At 61.1% G+C, this 14,803-nt stretch carries 16 protein-coding genes; 12 read left to right on the forward strand and 4 right to left on the reverse strand.

The features are described from left to right. The first annotated feature begins 99 nt into the window (after positions 1-99). On the forward strand, positions 100-1,488 hold the full coding sequence (locus tag AC1ROR_RS01800; protein ID WP_498588447.1) for a M20 family metallopeptidase: 1,389 nt from the start codon (positions 100-102) through the stop codon (positions 1,486-1,488). Here the strand turns inward: AC1ROR_RS01800 and AC1ROR_RS01805 are convergent. After that, entirely contained in the window at positions 1,485-2,093 is a 609-nt protein-coding gene (locus AC1ROR_RS01805; protein WP_142169644.1) for a LysE/ArgO family amino acid transporter, read from the reverse strand. The two genes, AC1ROR_RS01800 and AC1ROR_RS01805, sit on opposite strands and share 4 nt — an antisense overlap. Before the next feature lie 375 nt (positions 2,094-2,468). Between AC1ROR_RS01805 and AC1ROR_RS01810 the strand changes: the two genes are divergently transcribed. Next, on the forward strand, positions 2,469-3,368 hold the full coding sequence (locus tag AC1ROR_RS01810) for a LysR family transcriptional regulator ArgP (RefSeq protein WP_498588448.1): 900 nt from the start codon (positions 2,469-2,471) through the stop codon (positions 3,366-3,368). Positions 3,369-3,374: 6 nt separating this feature from the next. On the opposite strand, the gene AC1ROR_RS01815 is transcribed toward AC1ROR_RS01810, so the two are convergent. Together AC1ROR_RS01815 and AC1ROR_RS01820 are read right to left on the reverse strand one after the other, a co-directional pair. Next, positions 3,375-3,833 carry a VOC family protein gene (locus AC1ROR_RS01815; RefSeq protein ID WP_035218287.1) on the reverse strand — a complete coding sequence of 153 codons (459 nt, stop codon included), beginning with the start codon at positions 3,831-3,833 and terminating at the stop codon, positions 3,375-3,377. A gap of 181 nt (positions 3,834-4,014) precedes the next feature. Then, positions 4,015-6,207 carry a transglycosylase domain-containing protein gene (locus AC1ROR_RS01820; RefSeq protein ID WP_080833876.1) on the reverse strand — a complete coding sequence of 731 codons (2,193 nt, stop codon included), beginning with the start codon at positions 6,205-6,207 and terminating at the stop codon, positions 4,015-4,017. Positions 6,208-6,473: 266 nt separating this feature from the next. On the opposite strand from AC1ROR_RS01820, the gene AC1ROR_RS01825 reads away from it, so the two are divergent. From AC1ROR_RS01825 to AC1ROR_RS01865, 9 genes are all read left to right on the forward strand, one after another. Further along, positions 6,474-6,953 (forward strand): YcgN family cysteine cluster protein, encoded by a 480-nt coding sequence (locus AC1ROR_RS01825; protein WP_035218282.1) that lies wholly within the window; start codon positions 6,474-6,476, stop codon positions 6,951-6,953. 112 nt (positions 6,954-7,065) lie between these two features. Further along, positions 7,066-7,890, forward strand: a complete 825-nt coding sequence (gene blaOXA / locus AC1ROR_RS01830; RefSeq protein ID WP_035218280.1) for a class D beta-lactamase — start codon at positions 7,066-7,068, stop codon at positions 7,888-7,890. Positions 7,891-7,930: 40 nt separating this feature from the next. Further along, positions 7,931-8,539, forward strand: coding sequence for a class I SAM-dependent DNA methyltransferase (locus AC1ROR_RS01835; protein WP_498588449.1), 609 nt, complete (start codon positions 7,931-7,933; stop codon positions 8,537-8,539). A 70-nt stretch (positions 8,540-8,609) separates the two neighbouring features. After that, complete coding sequence (locus tag AC1ROR_RS01840; protein ID WP_035218277.1) at positions 8,610-8,990, forward strand: YkvA family protein; 381 nt, start codon at positions 8,610-8,612, stop codon at positions 8,988-8,990. Positions 8,991-9,039: 49 nt separating this feature from the next. Continuing rightward, a complete protein-coding gene (locus AC1ROR_RS01845) occupies positions 9,040-11,613 on the forward strand; it encodes a heavy metal translocating P-type ATPase (protein WP_498588450.1) in 2,574 nt (857 codons plus the stop codon). Continuing rightward, positions 11,610-12,032: a Cu(I)-responsive transcriptional regulator gene (cueR, locus tag AC1ROR_RS01850; RefSeq protein ID WP_149742211.1), complete on the forward strand. Its 423-nt coding sequence runs from the start codon at positions 11,610-11,612 to the stop codon at positions 12,030-12,032. The genes AC1ROR_RS01845 and cueR overlap by 4 nt, the downstream gene beginning before the upstream one ends. Positions 12,033-12,085: 53 nt before the next feature. Next, on the forward strand, positions 12,086-12,286 hold the full coding sequence (locus tag AC1ROR_RS01855) for a heavy-metal-associated domain-containing protein (protein WP_196380542.1): 201 nt from the start codon (positions 12,086-12,088) through the stop codon (positions 12,284-12,286). Between the two features lie 76 nt (positions 12,287-12,362). Next, positions 12,363-12,632: a ribbon-helix-helix domain-containing protein gene (locus AC1ROR_RS01860; RefSeq protein ID WP_035218272.1), complete on the forward strand. Its 270-nt coding sequence runs from the start codon at positions 12,363-12,365 to the stop codon at positions 12,630-12,632. Further along, the gene (locus AC1ROR_RS01865; protein ID WP_498588451.1) at positions 12,622-12,987 is read left to right on the forward strand and encodes a type II toxin-antitoxin system RelE/ParE family toxin; all 366 of its coding nucleotides are present in this window, start codon (positions 12,622-12,624) and stop codon (positions 12,985-12,987) included. The genes AC1ROR_RS01860 and AC1ROR_RS01865 overlap by 11 nt, the downstream gene beginning before the upstream one ends. Here the strand turns inward: AC1ROR_RS01865 and AC1ROR_RS01870 are convergent. Beyond that, positions 12,984-13,232, reverse strand: coding sequence for a hypothetical protein (locus tag AC1ROR_RS01870; protein WP_498588452.1), 249 nt, complete (start codon positions 13,230-13,232; stop codon positions 12,984-12,986). The genes AC1ROR_RS01865 and AC1ROR_RS01870 overlap by 4 nt on opposite strands. A gap of 183 nt (positions 13,233-13,415) precedes the next feature. Here AC1ROR_RS01870 and AC1ROR_RS01875 point away from each other — a divergent pair, with 183 nt between their 5' ends. After that, positions 13,416-14,798, forward strand: coding sequence for an MFS transporter (locus tag AC1ROR_RS01875; protein WP_498588453.1), 1,383 nt, complete (start codon positions 13,416-13,418; stop codon positions 14,796-14,798). The last annotated feature ends 5 nt before the right edge of the window (positions 14,799-14,803 follow it).

Genomic DNA, 14,803 nt, shown 5'->3' on the forward strand with positions numbered 1-14,803 from the left:
CGTTTTTGTACAGGTCGAGGACTATCACTGATTCCCTGTTTGGAAAATGGTGCGCCTTGTTTAGTCTCTGTGGAAATGACCAGAAGAGGGGATTCCACCATGTCGCGACAATCCGCCATCGACCGCGCTATCGGCTTTTTTGATGATGGCACGTTCGAGCAGGACCTGTCGCGACGGGTTTCGTTGCGCACCGAAAGCCAGAATGAGGAGCGGAGTTCCGAACTCATCCTGTATCTCGAGCGGGAAATGATGCCCGCTTTCACCGCGATGGGTTTTTCCTGCACCATCCTGCGCGATCCAGCGGCGGATTTGCCGTTTCTGATCGCCGAACGGTTCGAGGACGACAATCTGCCGACCGTGCTGGGTTATGGCCACGGCGATGTGGTTCGCGGTCTGGAAGACGGCTGGGCGGAGGGTCTTTCGCCCTTTGTGATGTCAGAGCGCAATGGCAGGTGGTACGGGCGCGGCACCGCCGACAATAAGGGCCAGCATTCGGTCAACATGGCCGCGCTGAAGGCGGTGCTCGAGACGCGGGGAAGACTTGGTTTCAATGCCAAATACCTGATCGAGATGGGTGAGGAGAGGGGCTCCCCAGGCTTGCGGGAGATTTGCCGAAACCATGGCGAGCGGCTGAAAGCCGATCTCCTGATCGCTTCGGACGGCCCGCGCCTGAATGCGGAACGGCCGACCGTGTTTCTTGGCGCCCGCGGCGGCATTACCTTCGATCTTGTGATCGAGGCGCGCGAGGGCGGCCACCATTCCGGCAATTGGGGCGGGGCGCTTTCCAATCCCGGCGTGCAGATGGCGCATGCCATAGCGAGCCTTGTCGGCCCCTCGGGGCAAATCCGCGTGCCGGAACTGGTGCCGGAGGAACTGCCGCAGGCGGTGCGCGATGCGCTTGCCGATTGCGAGATCGATGGCGGGCCGGATGGCCCAACCATCGATCCGGACTGGGGCGAGCCCGGCCTTTCGACGGCCGAGCGGGTTTTCGGCTGGTGCACGCTGGAGGTGCTGGCCTTCGAGACCGGCACGCCGCGCGCACCAGTCAATGCCATTCCGCCACGGGCATGGGCGCGGCTGCAACTGCGCTTTGTCGTCGGCATCGATCCGGAAGCGGTGCTGCCCGCCGTGCGGCGTCACCTCGACAGGCAGGGTTTCGGCATGGTGCGGATCGCGCCCGCGGAGGATGAGATTTTCCGTGCCACCCGGCTTGATCCGCAGGATCCATGGGTTGGTTTCACCCTGCGTTCCCTTGCCAGCACCACGGGCAGAAAACCGGCGCTTCTTCCCAATCTCGGTGGTTCGCTGCCCAACGATATCTTCGCCGATATATTAAAACTGCGCACCATCTGGGTGCCGCATTCCTATCCCGGCTGCTCGCAGCACGCGCCGAACGAACATCTGCCGAAAGAGATTGCCCGCGAGGCCCTTGCCATCATGGCCGGACTTTATTGGGATATTGGCGAAGGGAACACGCCGCCGCTCTAAGCACCCATCACCAGCTTGAAGGCGATGGCCCACATGGTGACGGCGATGACGCCTTCGAGAATGCGCCATGCGGCAGGCTTTTCGAAGATCGGCCGCAGCCAGCGCGCGCCGTAGCCCAGTGAAAAGAAGAACAGCAACGAGCCGGTCGCCGCACCCGCGGCGAAGGTCTTTTCAAAGCCGGGAAACTGAGTCGAGATCGTGCCAAGCAGCACCACGGTATCGAGATAGACATGCGGATTGAGAAAGGTCAGCGCCAGGCAGATGGCCAGCGTCTGCCAGAGGCTGACCTCCCGCCTTTCCGCGACGGAAAGCGCCTCGGACGAGCGCAGGGCCGAATGCAGGCTTTTGGCGCCATACCAGACAAGGAAAGCAGCGCCCGCATAACGCATGACGGGATCGAGCGCCGGCATGACCGCACTTATCCGCTGAAAGCCGAAAACACCGACGGTAATCAGCAGCGCATCGGAAATGGCGCAGGTGGCGCAGACGGCAAAGACATGCGAGCGCGCCAGTCCCTGTTTCAGAACGAAAGCGTTCTGCGCGCCGATGGCGACGATGAGGCTGAGACCCATCGTCAGGCCGGTGAAGAATATTTGGATGTCCATGCCCGTCGTGGCCCCTGCCTCTGTCCATTGCGGAGTGGCCGAAGGTGTTGCTTCCGGACCGAGTGCTTGGATATTTTCATTGGATGGTTTAATCCAGTTAAATAATCTCAATCCGGATAAGCAGAGCTAATGTTGGTTGAATCATGTGGAAGGCTGATTTCATGCGCCGTCGCTCCCGTCCTTCCCTCATTTCTATGCTCGTCACAGGAATCCAGCCAGCCCAAGTCCTTGGGCTGAAAGAGCTCTCCCGCCGCGCAGACGCGCGTCGCCTGGATTCCTGTGACGAGCACAGGAATGAGGGTGGAGGAAAGCGCCACGAAAGACCGCGGGCCTTGTGCCTGCCATGCCCGTATCAGCCTCAGCATGGAGACCATTGTGCTTGACTATCCTTCCATGCGGGCGGTTGCGCTCGTGGCCCAGACCGGCAGCTTCGAAAAGGCGGCGCAGGTTCTGTGTGTCACGCCCTCGGCCGTCTCCCAGCGCATCAAGCAGCTGGAGGAGCGGCTGGGCGTGGTGCTGATCGTGCGCGGCAACCCCTGCGTGGCGACGGAAAAGGGCGAATGGCTCTGCCGCCACATGGATCATGTCGGCATGCTGGAAAGCGAATTGTTCCGCCAGCTTCCGTCGCTGCTGGAGGCGGGGGAGGTGCCAGAGCGCGTCACACTCAACATCGCCACCAATGCCGACAGCCTCGGCACCTGGTTTCTGGACGCGGTCTCGAAATTCACCGGCCGGTTCGATTATCTCGTCAATGTCGCGGTGGACGATCAGGACCACACGGTGGAATGGTTGCGCGGCGGCAGGGTGCTTGCCGCCGTCACCGCCCATGCCAAGCCGGTGCAGGGCTGCCGGGTCCTTGCGCTTGGCGTGCTCAGATACCATGCCACCGCCAGCCCGGATTTCATGGCGCGCCATTTCGCCGATGGCGTCACCCCCGCCTCGCTTGCCCGCGCGCCGGGCCTGACCTTCAACCAGAAGGACAGGCTGCAGGCGAGCTGGGTCAACAAGGTGCTGGGAGAGGATATTGCCTACCCCACCCATTGGCTGCCTTCTACGGATGGTTTCGTGAAGGCAAGCCTTTCCGGCATGGGCTGGGGGCTCAATCCGGTGCAGCTTGTCGGGGAGCACCTCAAATCGGGGAGGCTGGTGGAAGTCGTTCCCGGCACCCCGCTCGATATTCCGCTTTACTGGCAGGTCAACCGGCTCGCGGCGGAGCGGCTTGGCGGGTTTACGGCGGATGTGGTGGAGACGGCGCGCAGGGCACTTCTTTCTTGAGACGCGTCAAATAGTTTGCCATTCACTCCAACTCAACACGCGCGGAATCTGCGGTTTTGCGTCACCGCCAAGAAACGCGATATATTCCAGCGAGTGACCATCGGGATCCCTGAAGTAGACGCTGGCTGCTGGCATCCATGGGAAGACGACGGGCTCGTCGATCTCGTTTTCGCCGTCAAAGCCGAGGGGCGCCACGTTGTTCCGGCGTAGATAGTCCGGCGCGGCGAGAAGCTGATCAAACTCGACGCTGAAGGCAATGTGGAGCTTCATGTTGATGGGCGCGGAATGGATTGACCATAGGCCAAGCATCGATTGCCCACGTTCGCCGGTCCAGAAGAACGCTACATTTCTTTCCGGAAACCTTTGTGCCAACTCCAGGCCGACGACATTGCGATAAAAATCAACCGATCGTTCCAGATTCGAAACGGTCAAATGCGTCTCGAACAATGCTTTTACTTTCACCATTTCCTGTCCTCAATTGCCTGGCGCCTGCCCCTTCCGGGCATTCGCTCTCTTGCAACAGGACTGTGCAACCTCAACCATAATTGAGGTCAAGCACCCAATGCTGATTTTTCAAATCGGCGTGCAGTCTGCGGTCTTGAGGGAAGAACGCCTTTAGTGCGGATGAGCCGAGGCGGCCACGCCCTCAGCGCCTTTCCGCCTCATCCCTGCCGTCGCGAATGGCGGCTTCGGCTACTTTCTGCGTCGTCACGCTGAGCGCCGAAGCGTCTTTCATCTTCTTGGCGATGGAGCGGATGACGCGGGTGGCTTCCGCCGAGAGCGAGCGCGGGCGGGTGAGCGCCGGCATGGTGGGCGTGTTGGCGGATGCGCCGGCCACCTGTGCCGAAGGCTGCGGACGCGCGCCCGTCGGCAGCGGGTTCTGGATGCCGGGAATGGGGCGCAGCTCCATGCCCTGATGGGCATAGTCCATCAGCCGCTTGTAGGTCATGGCCGGAAGCGCGCCGCCGGTCATATTGTTCATCGGCGTGAAATCGTCGTTTCCGAACCAGACCGCCGTGGTGTAGTTGCCGGTGAAACCAATGTACCAGGCATCGCGATAAGCCTGCGACGTGCCGGTCTTGCCGCCGGAAACGATGCCGTTTTCCAGTGCGCCGCGCCGGGCCGTGCCCATGACGGGAATGGTCACCAGCATCTGGTTCATCTTCGCATTGGCGTCTTCGGAAAGCACCCGCTTGGCGGGCGGCTCGTCATGGCTGAAGTCGTAGAGAACGTTACCCTCATAATCCAGCACCTGCTCGATGCCGTGGCGGCGTGATTGCATGCCATCGGCCGGGAACACCGCATAGGCCGTCGCCTGATCGAGCACCGTCACTTCCGATGTGCCGAGCGGGATGGTCTTGTCGCTGCGCAGCGGCGTGGTGACCCCCATCGCCTTCGCCGTGTCGACGATCACCTGCGTGCCGAGCACATCCTTGGCCAGCCGCACCGGCACGGTATTGTAGGATTTGGCAAGCGCCACCTGGAGCGTCACCTTGCCGGCATAGGAGCGGCCGTAATTCTGTGGCGACCAGCCGCGCCAGGTCACGGGCGCATCGGAAATCACGGTATCGGGCTTCATGCCCTTTTCCATGGCGGCCGAGTAGGTATAGACCTTGAACGAGGAGCCCGGCTGGCGAAGTGCTGCGGTTGCGCGGTTGAACTGGCTTTCGCCGTAATCGCGCCCGCCGACCATGGCGCGCACGCCGCCGCCATTTTCGATCATCACCATCGCGCCCTGCTTGACGCGGTAACCCTCGCCATATTCGCGCAGCTCCATTTCCATCGCCTGCTCGGCGGCCTGTTGCAGGCCGGTGTCGATGGTGGTGCGCACGACCACGGTGTGGTCCTTGAACTTGCCTTCGGCGGCCAGCCGCTGCACTTCGTCGAATGCCCAGTCGAGGAAATAATCCGGCGCCTTCACGTCGGCGCGGTCGATGACGGTGGCCGGGTTGCGCCTTGCGCCGATCACCTGACCTTCGGTCATCAACCCGCTCTGCACCAGATTTGACAGGACGGTGTTGGCGCGCGCACGCGCGGCGGGCAGGTTGACGTGTGGCGCATATTTGGCTGGCGCCTTGAAAAGGCCGGCCAGAATGGCGGATTCGGCAAGCGTCACATCCGTCAGGTTCTTGCCGAAATAAAATTGCGCCGCCGCCGCCGCCCCGAAGGTGCCGCCGCCCATATAGGCGCGGTCGAGATAAAGGCTGAGGATTTCCTTCTTCGACATGTTGCTCTCAAGCCAGAGCGCGAGGAAGGCTTCCTTGATCTTGCGCTCCAGCGAGCGCTCATTGGTGAGGAACAGGTTCTTGGCAAGCTGCTGCGTCAGCGTCGAGCCGCCCTGCACGACGCCGCCGGCGCGGGCGTTTTCGCTCATGGCGCGGGCAAGGCCGATGAAATCGATACCGAAATGGTCGAAGAAACGCCGGTCTTCTGTCGCCAGAACCGCCTTGATGAAATGGTCAGGCATCTGGTCGATCGGAACGGAATCCTCGTGGATGATGCCGCGATGACCGATGGTGTTGCCGTAGCGATCAAGGAAGGTCACGGCGAAATCGCCGCGATAACGCCAGTCCTTCTTGGTTTCCTCAAAGGCGGGCATGGCAAGGGCCAGAACCACGACGGAACCTGCCGTTCCGAAGGTCAGCGCGTCGCCGGTCAGGTTGACGAGAAGCTTCTTCCAGCCGCGTACATGCAATTTGCGCGAGGCGATGGTGACATCTTCCCAGAAATCCACCAGCCTTGCCGCAGCCGTCCACAGGCCGGAATCGATGAAGCTATCGATCTTCAGCAGGATATGCCGTTTTTTACGGCCTTTTTTATCGTCTTTTTCTTCCTGCACCTGGCGATGTTTTCCTGTTCGACGCAACGCGGCCCATCGATATGTCTGCCCGATATTTCTGCTTCAACCAATTCCCGACGCAAAACCATGGCATGGTTGTGTCGGAATTGCTTGACGTGGCGGCCGCCGGCGGGCCAATGACCCCTTGGCGCCTGCCAATGTGCTAAAATATCGTACAAACCAGTCCTTGGCGATACGATATAAAGGATTAGGGACCGGTTAAACACTCCCGTCCAAGAGATCAAAATGAAACGGAAATGTTAACGATGAATGACGCGCCGTTCTGGAAAACCAAATCGCTCACCGAGATGACCGGTGAGGAATGGGAAAGCCTGTGCGACGGCTGCGGCCTGTGCTGTCTGAACAAGCTGGAGGACTGGGACACCGGTGAAGTGGTGTTCACCTCGGTGCGATGTCAGTTGCTCGATGGCGAAAGCTGTCGATGTTCCGACTATGAAAACCGCCGCGCCACGGTGCCGGACTGTATCCAGCTGGATTTGAAGAAGGTGCACGAAATCGGCTGGCTGCCACCCACCTGCGCCTATGCGCTGGTGCGCGACGGCAGGGATCTTTACTGGTGGCACTATCTCGTCTCCGGCGATACCGCCACGGTGCATCAGGCCGGCATTTCCGCGCGTGGCCGCACTGTCAGCGAACTGGATGTCCATGTTGACGACTTCGAGGATTATGTGGTCGACTGGCCGCTGACCGTGGGTGAGACGGTGGGCGAAAAAGAGAGGAGCTGAGGGAGAAGCCAATTTTTCCTTTGGTCCTATTCCTGCCCCATCGTTCTCCTAAACCGCTCTTCACCATTCCGGCAAATGATCCGCAAAATGCGGACGAGGGACATCAAAACGCATGCGCTACCGGCTGCCCGCCATCGTTCTTTCGTGCCTTGCCCTTCCGGGCATTTTGCCGCTTTCCGCTTCCGCCCAGCAACAGCCGCAGGCTTTTGAATGTACGCTGGTCACCTCGATCGAAACCGGCGCCGTCATCAACCAGCAGGGCGCCTGCGACCAGCGCGTGGCACCGGCTTCCACCTTCAAGGTGCCGCTTGCGCTGATCGGTTACGATGCCGGCATCCTTCAGGATGACAAGACACCCGCTTGGGACTGGAAACCCGGCACCGAGGCCCGCGCGCAGGACCGCAAGACGGTCGATCCCACCATATGGGAACAGGATTCGGTGTTATGGTATTCGCGTGAGATCACGCGCCGCCTCGGCCCAGAAAAATTCGCCGCCTATGTGAAGCGCCTCGGTTACGGCAATACGGATGTGTCCGGCGAACCGGGCAAGAACAATGGGCTTACCCATGCCTGGCTCGGTGCATCGCTGACGATCTCGCCCGTGGAGCAGGTCGGCTTCATTCGCCGCCTGCTGGCCGGCAACCTGCCTTTTTCCCGCGACGCGCAGGCAAAGACCCGCGCGATCGTGCCCGTCTTCGATGCGCCGGAGAGCTGGGCCGTACATGGCAAGACCGGCACCGGCTATATGCGCGACGAAAAGGGCAACCCTGATCGCAACCGCCCCTTCGGCTGGTTCGTCGGCTGGGCCGAGCGCGAAGGCCAGCACATCGTCTTCGCAAGGCTGCGCGTCTCCGACAAGCCATCGAACGAACCGCTCGGCCCCGCCGTGCGCGACGCCTTCCTGCGCGATATTCCCCGGCTGGCGGTACACCGGTGATGACGCCGCCTGCCTGACCCTTGCCCGAAAGGATAAGTGCATGTCGGACACCTCCAATGATGTCATCAGGCTCTACAATGAGCACGGCGCCGATTTCGACAGTCAGCGCGGCCGTTCGCTTGCCGAGAAGCCCTGGCTGGACAGGTTCACATCGCTCCTGCCACAGGGCGCATCCATTCTCGACATTGGCTGCGGTTCCGGGGAGCCGATCGCCGGCTACTTCATTGGCAATGGTTATGATGTGACGGGCATCGATTCGTCATTGCCGCTGATCGAACTTTGCCGCGCCAGATTTCCGGAAAAGCTCTGGGCGGTCGCGGATATGCGAAAGCTTGCGCTTGGCCGCCGCTTCGACGGGTTGATTGCCTGGCACAGTTTTTTCCATCTGAAGGCGGAAGATCAGCGCCGCATGTTCGGAATTTTTGGGCAGCACGCCAATGACGGAGCAGCACTGATGTTTACGGCCGGACCGGGAGAGGGGCAAGCGATCGGGACCTTTCAGGGCAAGCCGCTTTATCACGCAAGCCTTGCCCGGGAAGAATATGAAAGCCTGCTTGCAGCACACGGGTTCCGGCTTCTCGATCACGTCGTTGAGGATCCCGATTGCGGCGGAGCGACGATTTACCTCGCCAGACGCGTCGCGGCTTGACCCATCGCTTGCGCCGCCCGGTTGGATCGCGCATACGATCTCGCAAACCAGCTGTTTCCGGGGCGGCCTGATGCTTGAAAAGCTCAAACGATGGGCGAAATCCATTAAGCGTGACGTTCACGCCCTTTATCTTGCCGCGCGCGACCCACGCACGCCATTGCTTGCCAAGGCGGTGGCCGTGGTGGTGGCCGCCTATGCGCTTTCACCGATCGATCTCATCCCGGATTTCATACCTGTCATTGGATATCTGGACGATCTTCTCATCGTTCCGCTTGGTATCATGCTGGCCGCGCGCCTCGTGCCACCGCAACTGCTCGCCGAACATCGGCTGGCTGCCGAAGCCGCTCAATCGCGACCCGTCAGCCGCGTGGCCGCCGCGATATTCGTGCTTTTATGGGTTGTGGCGGCGCTCACGATTCTGTGTGCAGCAAAAAACTTCCTCTTCCCTTGACCTTCCCATCATGGGAATCTCTACATAGGGTCTCGAAAGGGGATTTCCCATGAACGAGACAGTCAGACACGCCCATTCACAAGATCCGGTTTCCATTCCAGTCGAAGGCATGACCTGCGCCTCCTGCGTGCGGCGCGTGGAAACGGCGGCGGCCAAGGTGCCCGGCGTCCTATCCAGCTCCGTGAACTTCGCCACGAAGAAACTCACCATCGAACCCGCCGACGGGTTTTCGGCCAGGGTGCTGGGCGCCGCCATCAAGAAGGTCGGTTACGACATCGCCCCGGAGCGGCAGGAATTCGTAGCGGAAGGTTTGCACGGCGAAGCGAATGCGGAACGGCTGAAAGCCGTTCTGGAGGCGGTCGCCACAATCGTTGCCGTCAAGGTCGATGCTGCCTCGGCCAAAGTTGCCGTGGAAATGATCGGCGGCCGGCGCGAACGCGATGCGCTTGTTGAAACGGCAAGACTTGCCGGTTTTACGCTGAAGACGCCGAGGGCGCACGATCATTCGGCCCATCACGGGCACCATGGACATCATCAGGCTCACGCTCATGAGGCAGCCGGCGCAACCGGCGGCCACGACCATATGCAGCATGCGGGCGAAGAGGGGGCGCTGAAGCGCGACCTGACGATTGCCGCGATCCTGACCGCGCCGCTTTTCGTGCTGGAAATGGGTGGTCACCTTTATGAGCCGATGCATCACTGGCTGATGGGCATCATCGAGACGCAGAACCTCTATTACATCTATTTCGCACTGGCGACGGCGGTGATCTTCGGGCCGGGCCTGCGTTTCCTGAAGACCGGTTTTCCGGCGCTTTTGCGCGGCGCGCCGGAAATGAACTCGCTGGTGGCGCTGGGCGTCACCGCCGCCTATCTCTATTCGGTCGTCGTCACCTTCGCGCCCGACCTGCTGCCGGAAGAGGCGCAGTTCGTTTATTACGAGGCGGCCACCGTCATCGTGACGCTGATCCTGACCGGACGGCTTCTCGAAGCCCGCGCCAGCGGCCGCACCGGGGACGCCATCCGTAAACTGATGAGCCTGCAGGCAAAGACCGCCCGGGTGGAGCGCGATGGTACCACCATCGATATTTCCCCTGAGGACCTGATGGCCGGCGATATCGTCGTCATCCGCCCCGGTGAAAGGCTGGCGGTGGATGGCGAAGTTGTCGAAGGCTCCTCCTATGTCGATGAATCGATGATATCAGGCGAACCCGTGCCGGTGGAAAAGACCATTGGCGCAACGGTTGTCGGCGGCACCATCAACAAGACAGGTGCTTTCAAGTTCAAGGCGACCAAGGTGGGCGCGGATACCATGCTGTCGCAGATCATCCGCATGGTGGAGGAGGCGCAAGGGTCGAAGCTGCCGATCCAGCTGCTGGTGGACCGCGTCACCGCGCTCTTCGTGCCCGTTGTCATCGCCATCGCGGTGCTGACCTTCATCGTCTGGGCGATCTTCGGTCCCGAGCCTGCCTATACTTTCGCGCTGGTCAATGCCGTGGCGGTGCTCATCATCGCCTGCCCCTGCGCCATGGGTCTCGCCACGCCCACCTCGATCATGGTCGGCACCGGCCGGGCGGCGGAGCTGGGCGTGCTGTTCCGCAAGGGACAGGCGCTGCAGGAATTGCGCTCGGCTGAGATCGTCGTGGTCGACAAGACCGGCACTGTCACCAAGGGTCGCCCGGAACTGACCGATCTGGTGGTTGCGGAAGGCTTCGCCGATAATGAGGTGCTGATGCTGGTCGCCGCCGTCGAGGGCCGCTCGGAACATCCGATTGCCGAAGCCATCGTCCGGGCTGCGGAAGAAAAGAAGGGTGCGACCCCTGCAGGACTAGAACCTGCGACCGTCGAAAACTTCGAAAGCGTGACGGGTTATGGCATCGCCGCCACCGTCAATGGCCGCAGGGTCGAAGTCGGCGCGGATCGGTTCATGGCCAAACTCGGCCATTCCGTGGATATCTTCGCTGAGGCTGCCGCAAGGCTGGGTGACGAGGGCAAGACGCCGCTTTATGCCGCCATCGACGGCAGGCTGGCAGCCGCGATTGCCGTCGCCGATCCGCTGAAACCCTCGAGTGTGACTGCCATCAGGGCGCTACAGGTCATGGGCATCGAAGTGGCGATGGTGACGGGCGACAATGAACGCACGGCGAATGCAATCGCCCGGCAAGTCGGCATTTCCCGCGTGGTGGCCGAAGTATTGCCCGAGGGCAAGGTGAAGGCGATCCACGAGATGCGCGCAGGCGGCAAGGTGCTGGCCTTCGTCGGTGACGGCATCAACGATGCGCCGGCGCTCGCCGAGGCCGATATCGGCATCGCAGTCGGTACGGGAACGGATGTCGCCATCGAAAGCGCCGATGTGGTGCTGGTCGGCGGCGATCTTCTGGGCGCGGTCAACGCCATCGAGATGAGCCGCGCGACCATCCGCAACATCAAGGAAAACCTGTTCTGGGCCTTTGGTTATAATGCGGCGCTGATACCGGTCGCGGCGGGTGTGCTTTATCCCGCCTTCGGCATCACGCTGTCGCCAATGATCGGCGCGGGCGCCATGGCGCTGTCCAGCGTCTTTGTTCTCGCCAATGCGCTGCGGTTGAAACGGGCGAAGGTGGCCCATCGGGAGGTGATGTCATGAATATCGGCCAGGCATCGGAAGCATCGGGCGTTTCCGCCAAGATGATCCGTTATTACGAGCAGATCGGCCTCATCACGCCGGCCGCCCGCACCGGCAATAATTACCGGGTCTATGGCGAGCAGGACGTGCATAATCTGCGCTTCATCAAGCGGGCGCGCACGCTCGGTTTTTCGCTCGAAGAAACCGAGACGCTGCTGAAACTCTGGCAGGACAAGACCCGCGAGAGTTCGGCGGTCAAGGAAATCGCGCTCGTCCACATCGCCGATCTCGAACAGAAGATCGCCGAGATGAAGAGCATGGTGAAGACGCTCTCCCATCTCGCCCATTGCTGCGGCGGCGACCACCGGCCCGACTGCCCCATCCTCGACGATCTCGCGGGCGCCGATAAGACCGACGCCCGGCCTGCGAGAACCCACTGAGCTTTAATGACAGCCGGTGCGAGAACATCGCGACCGGCGATAAGGAGACAACCATGAGTGCAACCACCTTCCTCATTCCTGATATGACCTGCGGCCATTGCGAAAAGACGCTGCGCGGCGCTCTCACGGAGGTACTGCCCGGCGCGTCCGTCAGCATCGACCTCGATGCCCACAAACTGACGGTTACGGGCGACGCCGCAACTGCGGAAGCGGCGATCCGCGACGCCGGTTATTCGCCGGAACGGGCGGGCTGAAGCATCTCGTTGCTGGAATGAACAGGAAAGATGTGCTACTGAGTAGCATCATCTTTCCTGTCGAGGGAGTGCCATCATGTCCGTCAAGGCCTCAGTTTCCATCTCCGATCAACAGGACAGTTTCGCCCGAAGGCTGGTGGAGGAAGGGCGTTACGCCAGCCTCAGTGCCGTCGTGCAGCGTGGGCTGGAACTGCTTCGGCAGGAAACGGAACTGAAGGACGCCGAACTTGCCGCGCTTCGTGATTTGCTGGTTGAGCGAGGGCAGGGCGACTTCGTCTCCGTGGAAGACGGCAAGGAAAGAACGGCGGCGATGATAGCAGCCCGGAAGGCCAGCCATGGCCTTTAAGGTCCTGCGTTCAACGCAGACGGATCAGGACCTCGGCCTCATTCTCGACCATCTCATCCAGTCCTATCTTGACCTCGGCGATGCCTTACCAGCGGCTTTCACACGCGCCGCGCGACGTGTGGGATCAATTGAAGCGGATATGGAAGCGCTTCACAAAGCACCTTTTCAGGGGGCATTATTGCCGGAAATATTGCCCGACCTTCGCCGGGTAACAAAAAATAAGGCTGTCTTTTATTTCGATGTCGATGAGGCAGAAAAGACCGTGCGTATTCTCGCCGTCTTCTTCGGCGGACAGGACCATCAGCGCCATATGTTGAAGCGCCTCTCGTCAGGCCCGGCCGCCGCCGCCAGTTAGACCTCGTCGAAAGCCCCGCCTTCCCGCGAAGGATTGCGGTCGATTACCCGTTCCTCGGCATCGTCGGGCAGGGCTTCGTCGCTTTCCTGATAGGGATCGTCCTCGCTCTCTGCCTCTTCCTCCTCGATTTCCTGTTCGATCGATTGCGGAATTTCTCCCTTGGCCGGAAGGGCGTCGATGTCGAGATCGAGCAGGTCCTCGCCCATGGCGTCTTCGTTGCGGGGCATGATTTTCTCGCGGTCCATGACGGTGTCCTTTCTGTCGGTCATTGAGCAAACGGTCGGGGACGCGGAGAGTTCCTGAGTCAGGTTATTTCGTTCAATCGCTATCGCGTGAAAAAGGCGTCTTGACCTCAACAGTGCTTGAGGTTCTAGTTTGCCCGCCGTACCCGAAAAAATGGAAAGGATACGGTTTTGACGAGTGTGGAAATGACGGAGAAAAACGGCTGGAGCGAATTGTTGAGCGGGGCGAACCTCTCGCTTCTGACCGTCATTTCCTCCGGTATCGGCCTGCATGCCTTCAATCAGTTTGCGGTGGTGACGGCCTTGCCGGTCGCGGTGCGTGAAATTGGTGGTGCTGCCTTTTACAGCTGGGCCTATAGCCTTTATTTCGTCGGTTCCGTGGCGGGGGGTGTCACCGCCGTTCTGTTTCGCGAGCGATTTGGCGCGCGCGCCGTCCTCCTCCTATGCTGCCTGATCTTTTCCATCGGCTCGGTCATGTCGGCGCTCGCCGACAGCTTTTTATGGGTCGTCATAGGCCGGGCATTGCAGGGGCTCGCCGACGGTCTGATCGTGGCGGTGTGCTACAGCCTCATACCCGCCGGCTTCCGTTCCGCCCTTCTGCCCAAGGTCTTCGCCATCGAGGCGGCCATCTGGGCGGTCGCGTCTTTCATCGGGCCGTTGACCGGTGGTTTTGCCACCGAGCACGTGTCATGGCGTGCCACCTTCCTTTTGTCGGCGCCCCTGATCGCGCTGTTGCTGGCCTATACGAACTCTGCCGTATCCGCCGAGAGGCCTGTGGTAGCGACGCGCAAACCGCTGGTGCCCTTGTCCCTTTGCCTTGTTGGCGCCCTCGCTTTTTCGGCGCCTTCCGCCTTTGAGGATGCGAGCCTGCGCGTCATCGCCCTGCTTGCCGGGGCAGCGCTGTTATGGGCGGCGCTGAAGGCAGGCATCCGCCCCTCCACCGCTCTTTTCCCGAAAGATTCCTTCCGGCTGAAAACGGTGCTCGGCAGTGGTTTCTGGGTGCTGTTCCTGATGTCCTATGCCCATGCGCTGGGCAGCGTCTATCTGGCTTACGTCGCCATCAATCTCTGGCAATACGAACCGACTTTCGCGGGCTTCATCGTCGTGACCATGCCGCTTGCCTGGAGCCTGGTGGCCATGCTCATCGGCAGCCTGCGCTCCGACCGCCTGCGGGAAATTTGCCTGCATTACGGTCCTTATCAGATGGTGCCGGGATGCGCCCTGCTTGGACTGGGGCTTTCGACGGGGAACTGGGCGGAAATGCTGGCCGGGCAAATCCTCATCGGTTCGGCCTTCGGCATGTCATGGGCAGGCATCAGCCAGGCGGCCATGGAGGCGGCACCTGAAGAGGAGCGCAAGATGACGGGCGCGCTTCTGCCCACGGTCGCGACACTCGGAGCCGCGGCCGGAGCGGGCGCAAGCGGCACGGTGGCGGCCGCAACCGATCTGGTCACGCAGATCGATCTCGCCGATGTGACAATGCCGATGGTTTATCTTTATGGGCTGGGCGTTCTCGTTTCGCTGCTGGCGATCCTGACCACGCGCGGTCTGCGAAGCGCGGAGCGTTAAATCTC

The organism is Agrobacterium sp. GW821-FHT14E08, from assembly GCF_058803865.1.

Bases quoted from the DNA above. Each gene is read 5' to 3' on its own strand.
- AC1ROR_RS01800 (WP_498588447.1), top strand. From the start codon at position 100: ATGTCGCGACAATCCGCCATCGACCGCGCTATCGGCTTTTTTGATGAT.
- AC1ROR_RS01805 (WP_142169644.1), bottom strand. From the start codon at position 2,093: ATGGACATCCAAATATTCTTCACCGGCCTGACGATGGGTCTCAGCCTC.
- AC1ROR_RS01815 (WP_035218287.1), bottom strand. From the start codon at position 3,833: ATGGTGAAAGTAAAAGCATTGTTCGAGACGCATTTGACCGTTTCGAAT.
- AC1ROR_RS01825 (WP_035218282.1), top strand. From the start codon at position 6,474: ATGAATGACGCGCCGTTCTGGAAAACCAAATCGCTCACCGAGATGACC.
- blaOXA (WP_035218280.1), top strand. From the start codon at position 7,066: ATGCGCTACCGGCTGCCCGCCATCGTTCTTTCGTGCCTTGCCCTTCCG.
- AC1ROR_RS01835 (WP_498588449.1), top strand. From the start codon at position 7,931: ATGTCGGACACCTCCAATGATGTCATCAGGCTCTACAATGAGCACGGC.
- AC1ROR_RS01840 (WP_035218277.1), top strand. From the start codon at position 8,610: ATGCTTGAAAAGCTCAAACGATGGGCGAAATCCATTAAGCGTGACGTT.
- AC1ROR_RS01845 (WP_498588450.1), top strand. From the start codon at position 9,040: ATGAACGAGACAGTCAGACACGCCCATTCACAAGATCCGGTTTCCATT.
- cueR (WP_149742211.1), top strand. From the start codon at position 11,610: ATGAATATCGGCCAGGCATCGGAAGCATCGGGCGTTTCCGCCAAGATG.
- AC1ROR_RS01855 (WP_196380542.1), top strand. From the start codon at position 12,086: ATGAGTGCAACCACCTTCCTCATTCCTGATATGACCTGCGGCCATTGC.
- AC1ROR_RS01860 (WP_035218272.1), top strand. From the start codon at position 12,363: ATGTCCGTCAAGGCCTCAGTTTCCATCTCCGATCAACAGGACAGTTTC.
- AC1ROR_RS01865 (WP_498588451.1), top strand. From the start codon at position 12,622: ATGGCCTTTAAGGTCCTGCGTTCAACGCAGACGGATCAGGACCTCGGC.
- AC1ROR_RS01870 (WP_498588452.1), bottom strand. From the start codon at position 13,232: ATGGACCGCGAGAAAATCATGCCCCGCAACGAAGACGCCATGGGCGAG.
- AC1ROR_RS01875 (WP_498588453.1), top strand. From the start codon at position 13,416: ATGACGGAGAAAAACGGCTGGAGCGAATTGTTGAGCGGGGCGAACCTC.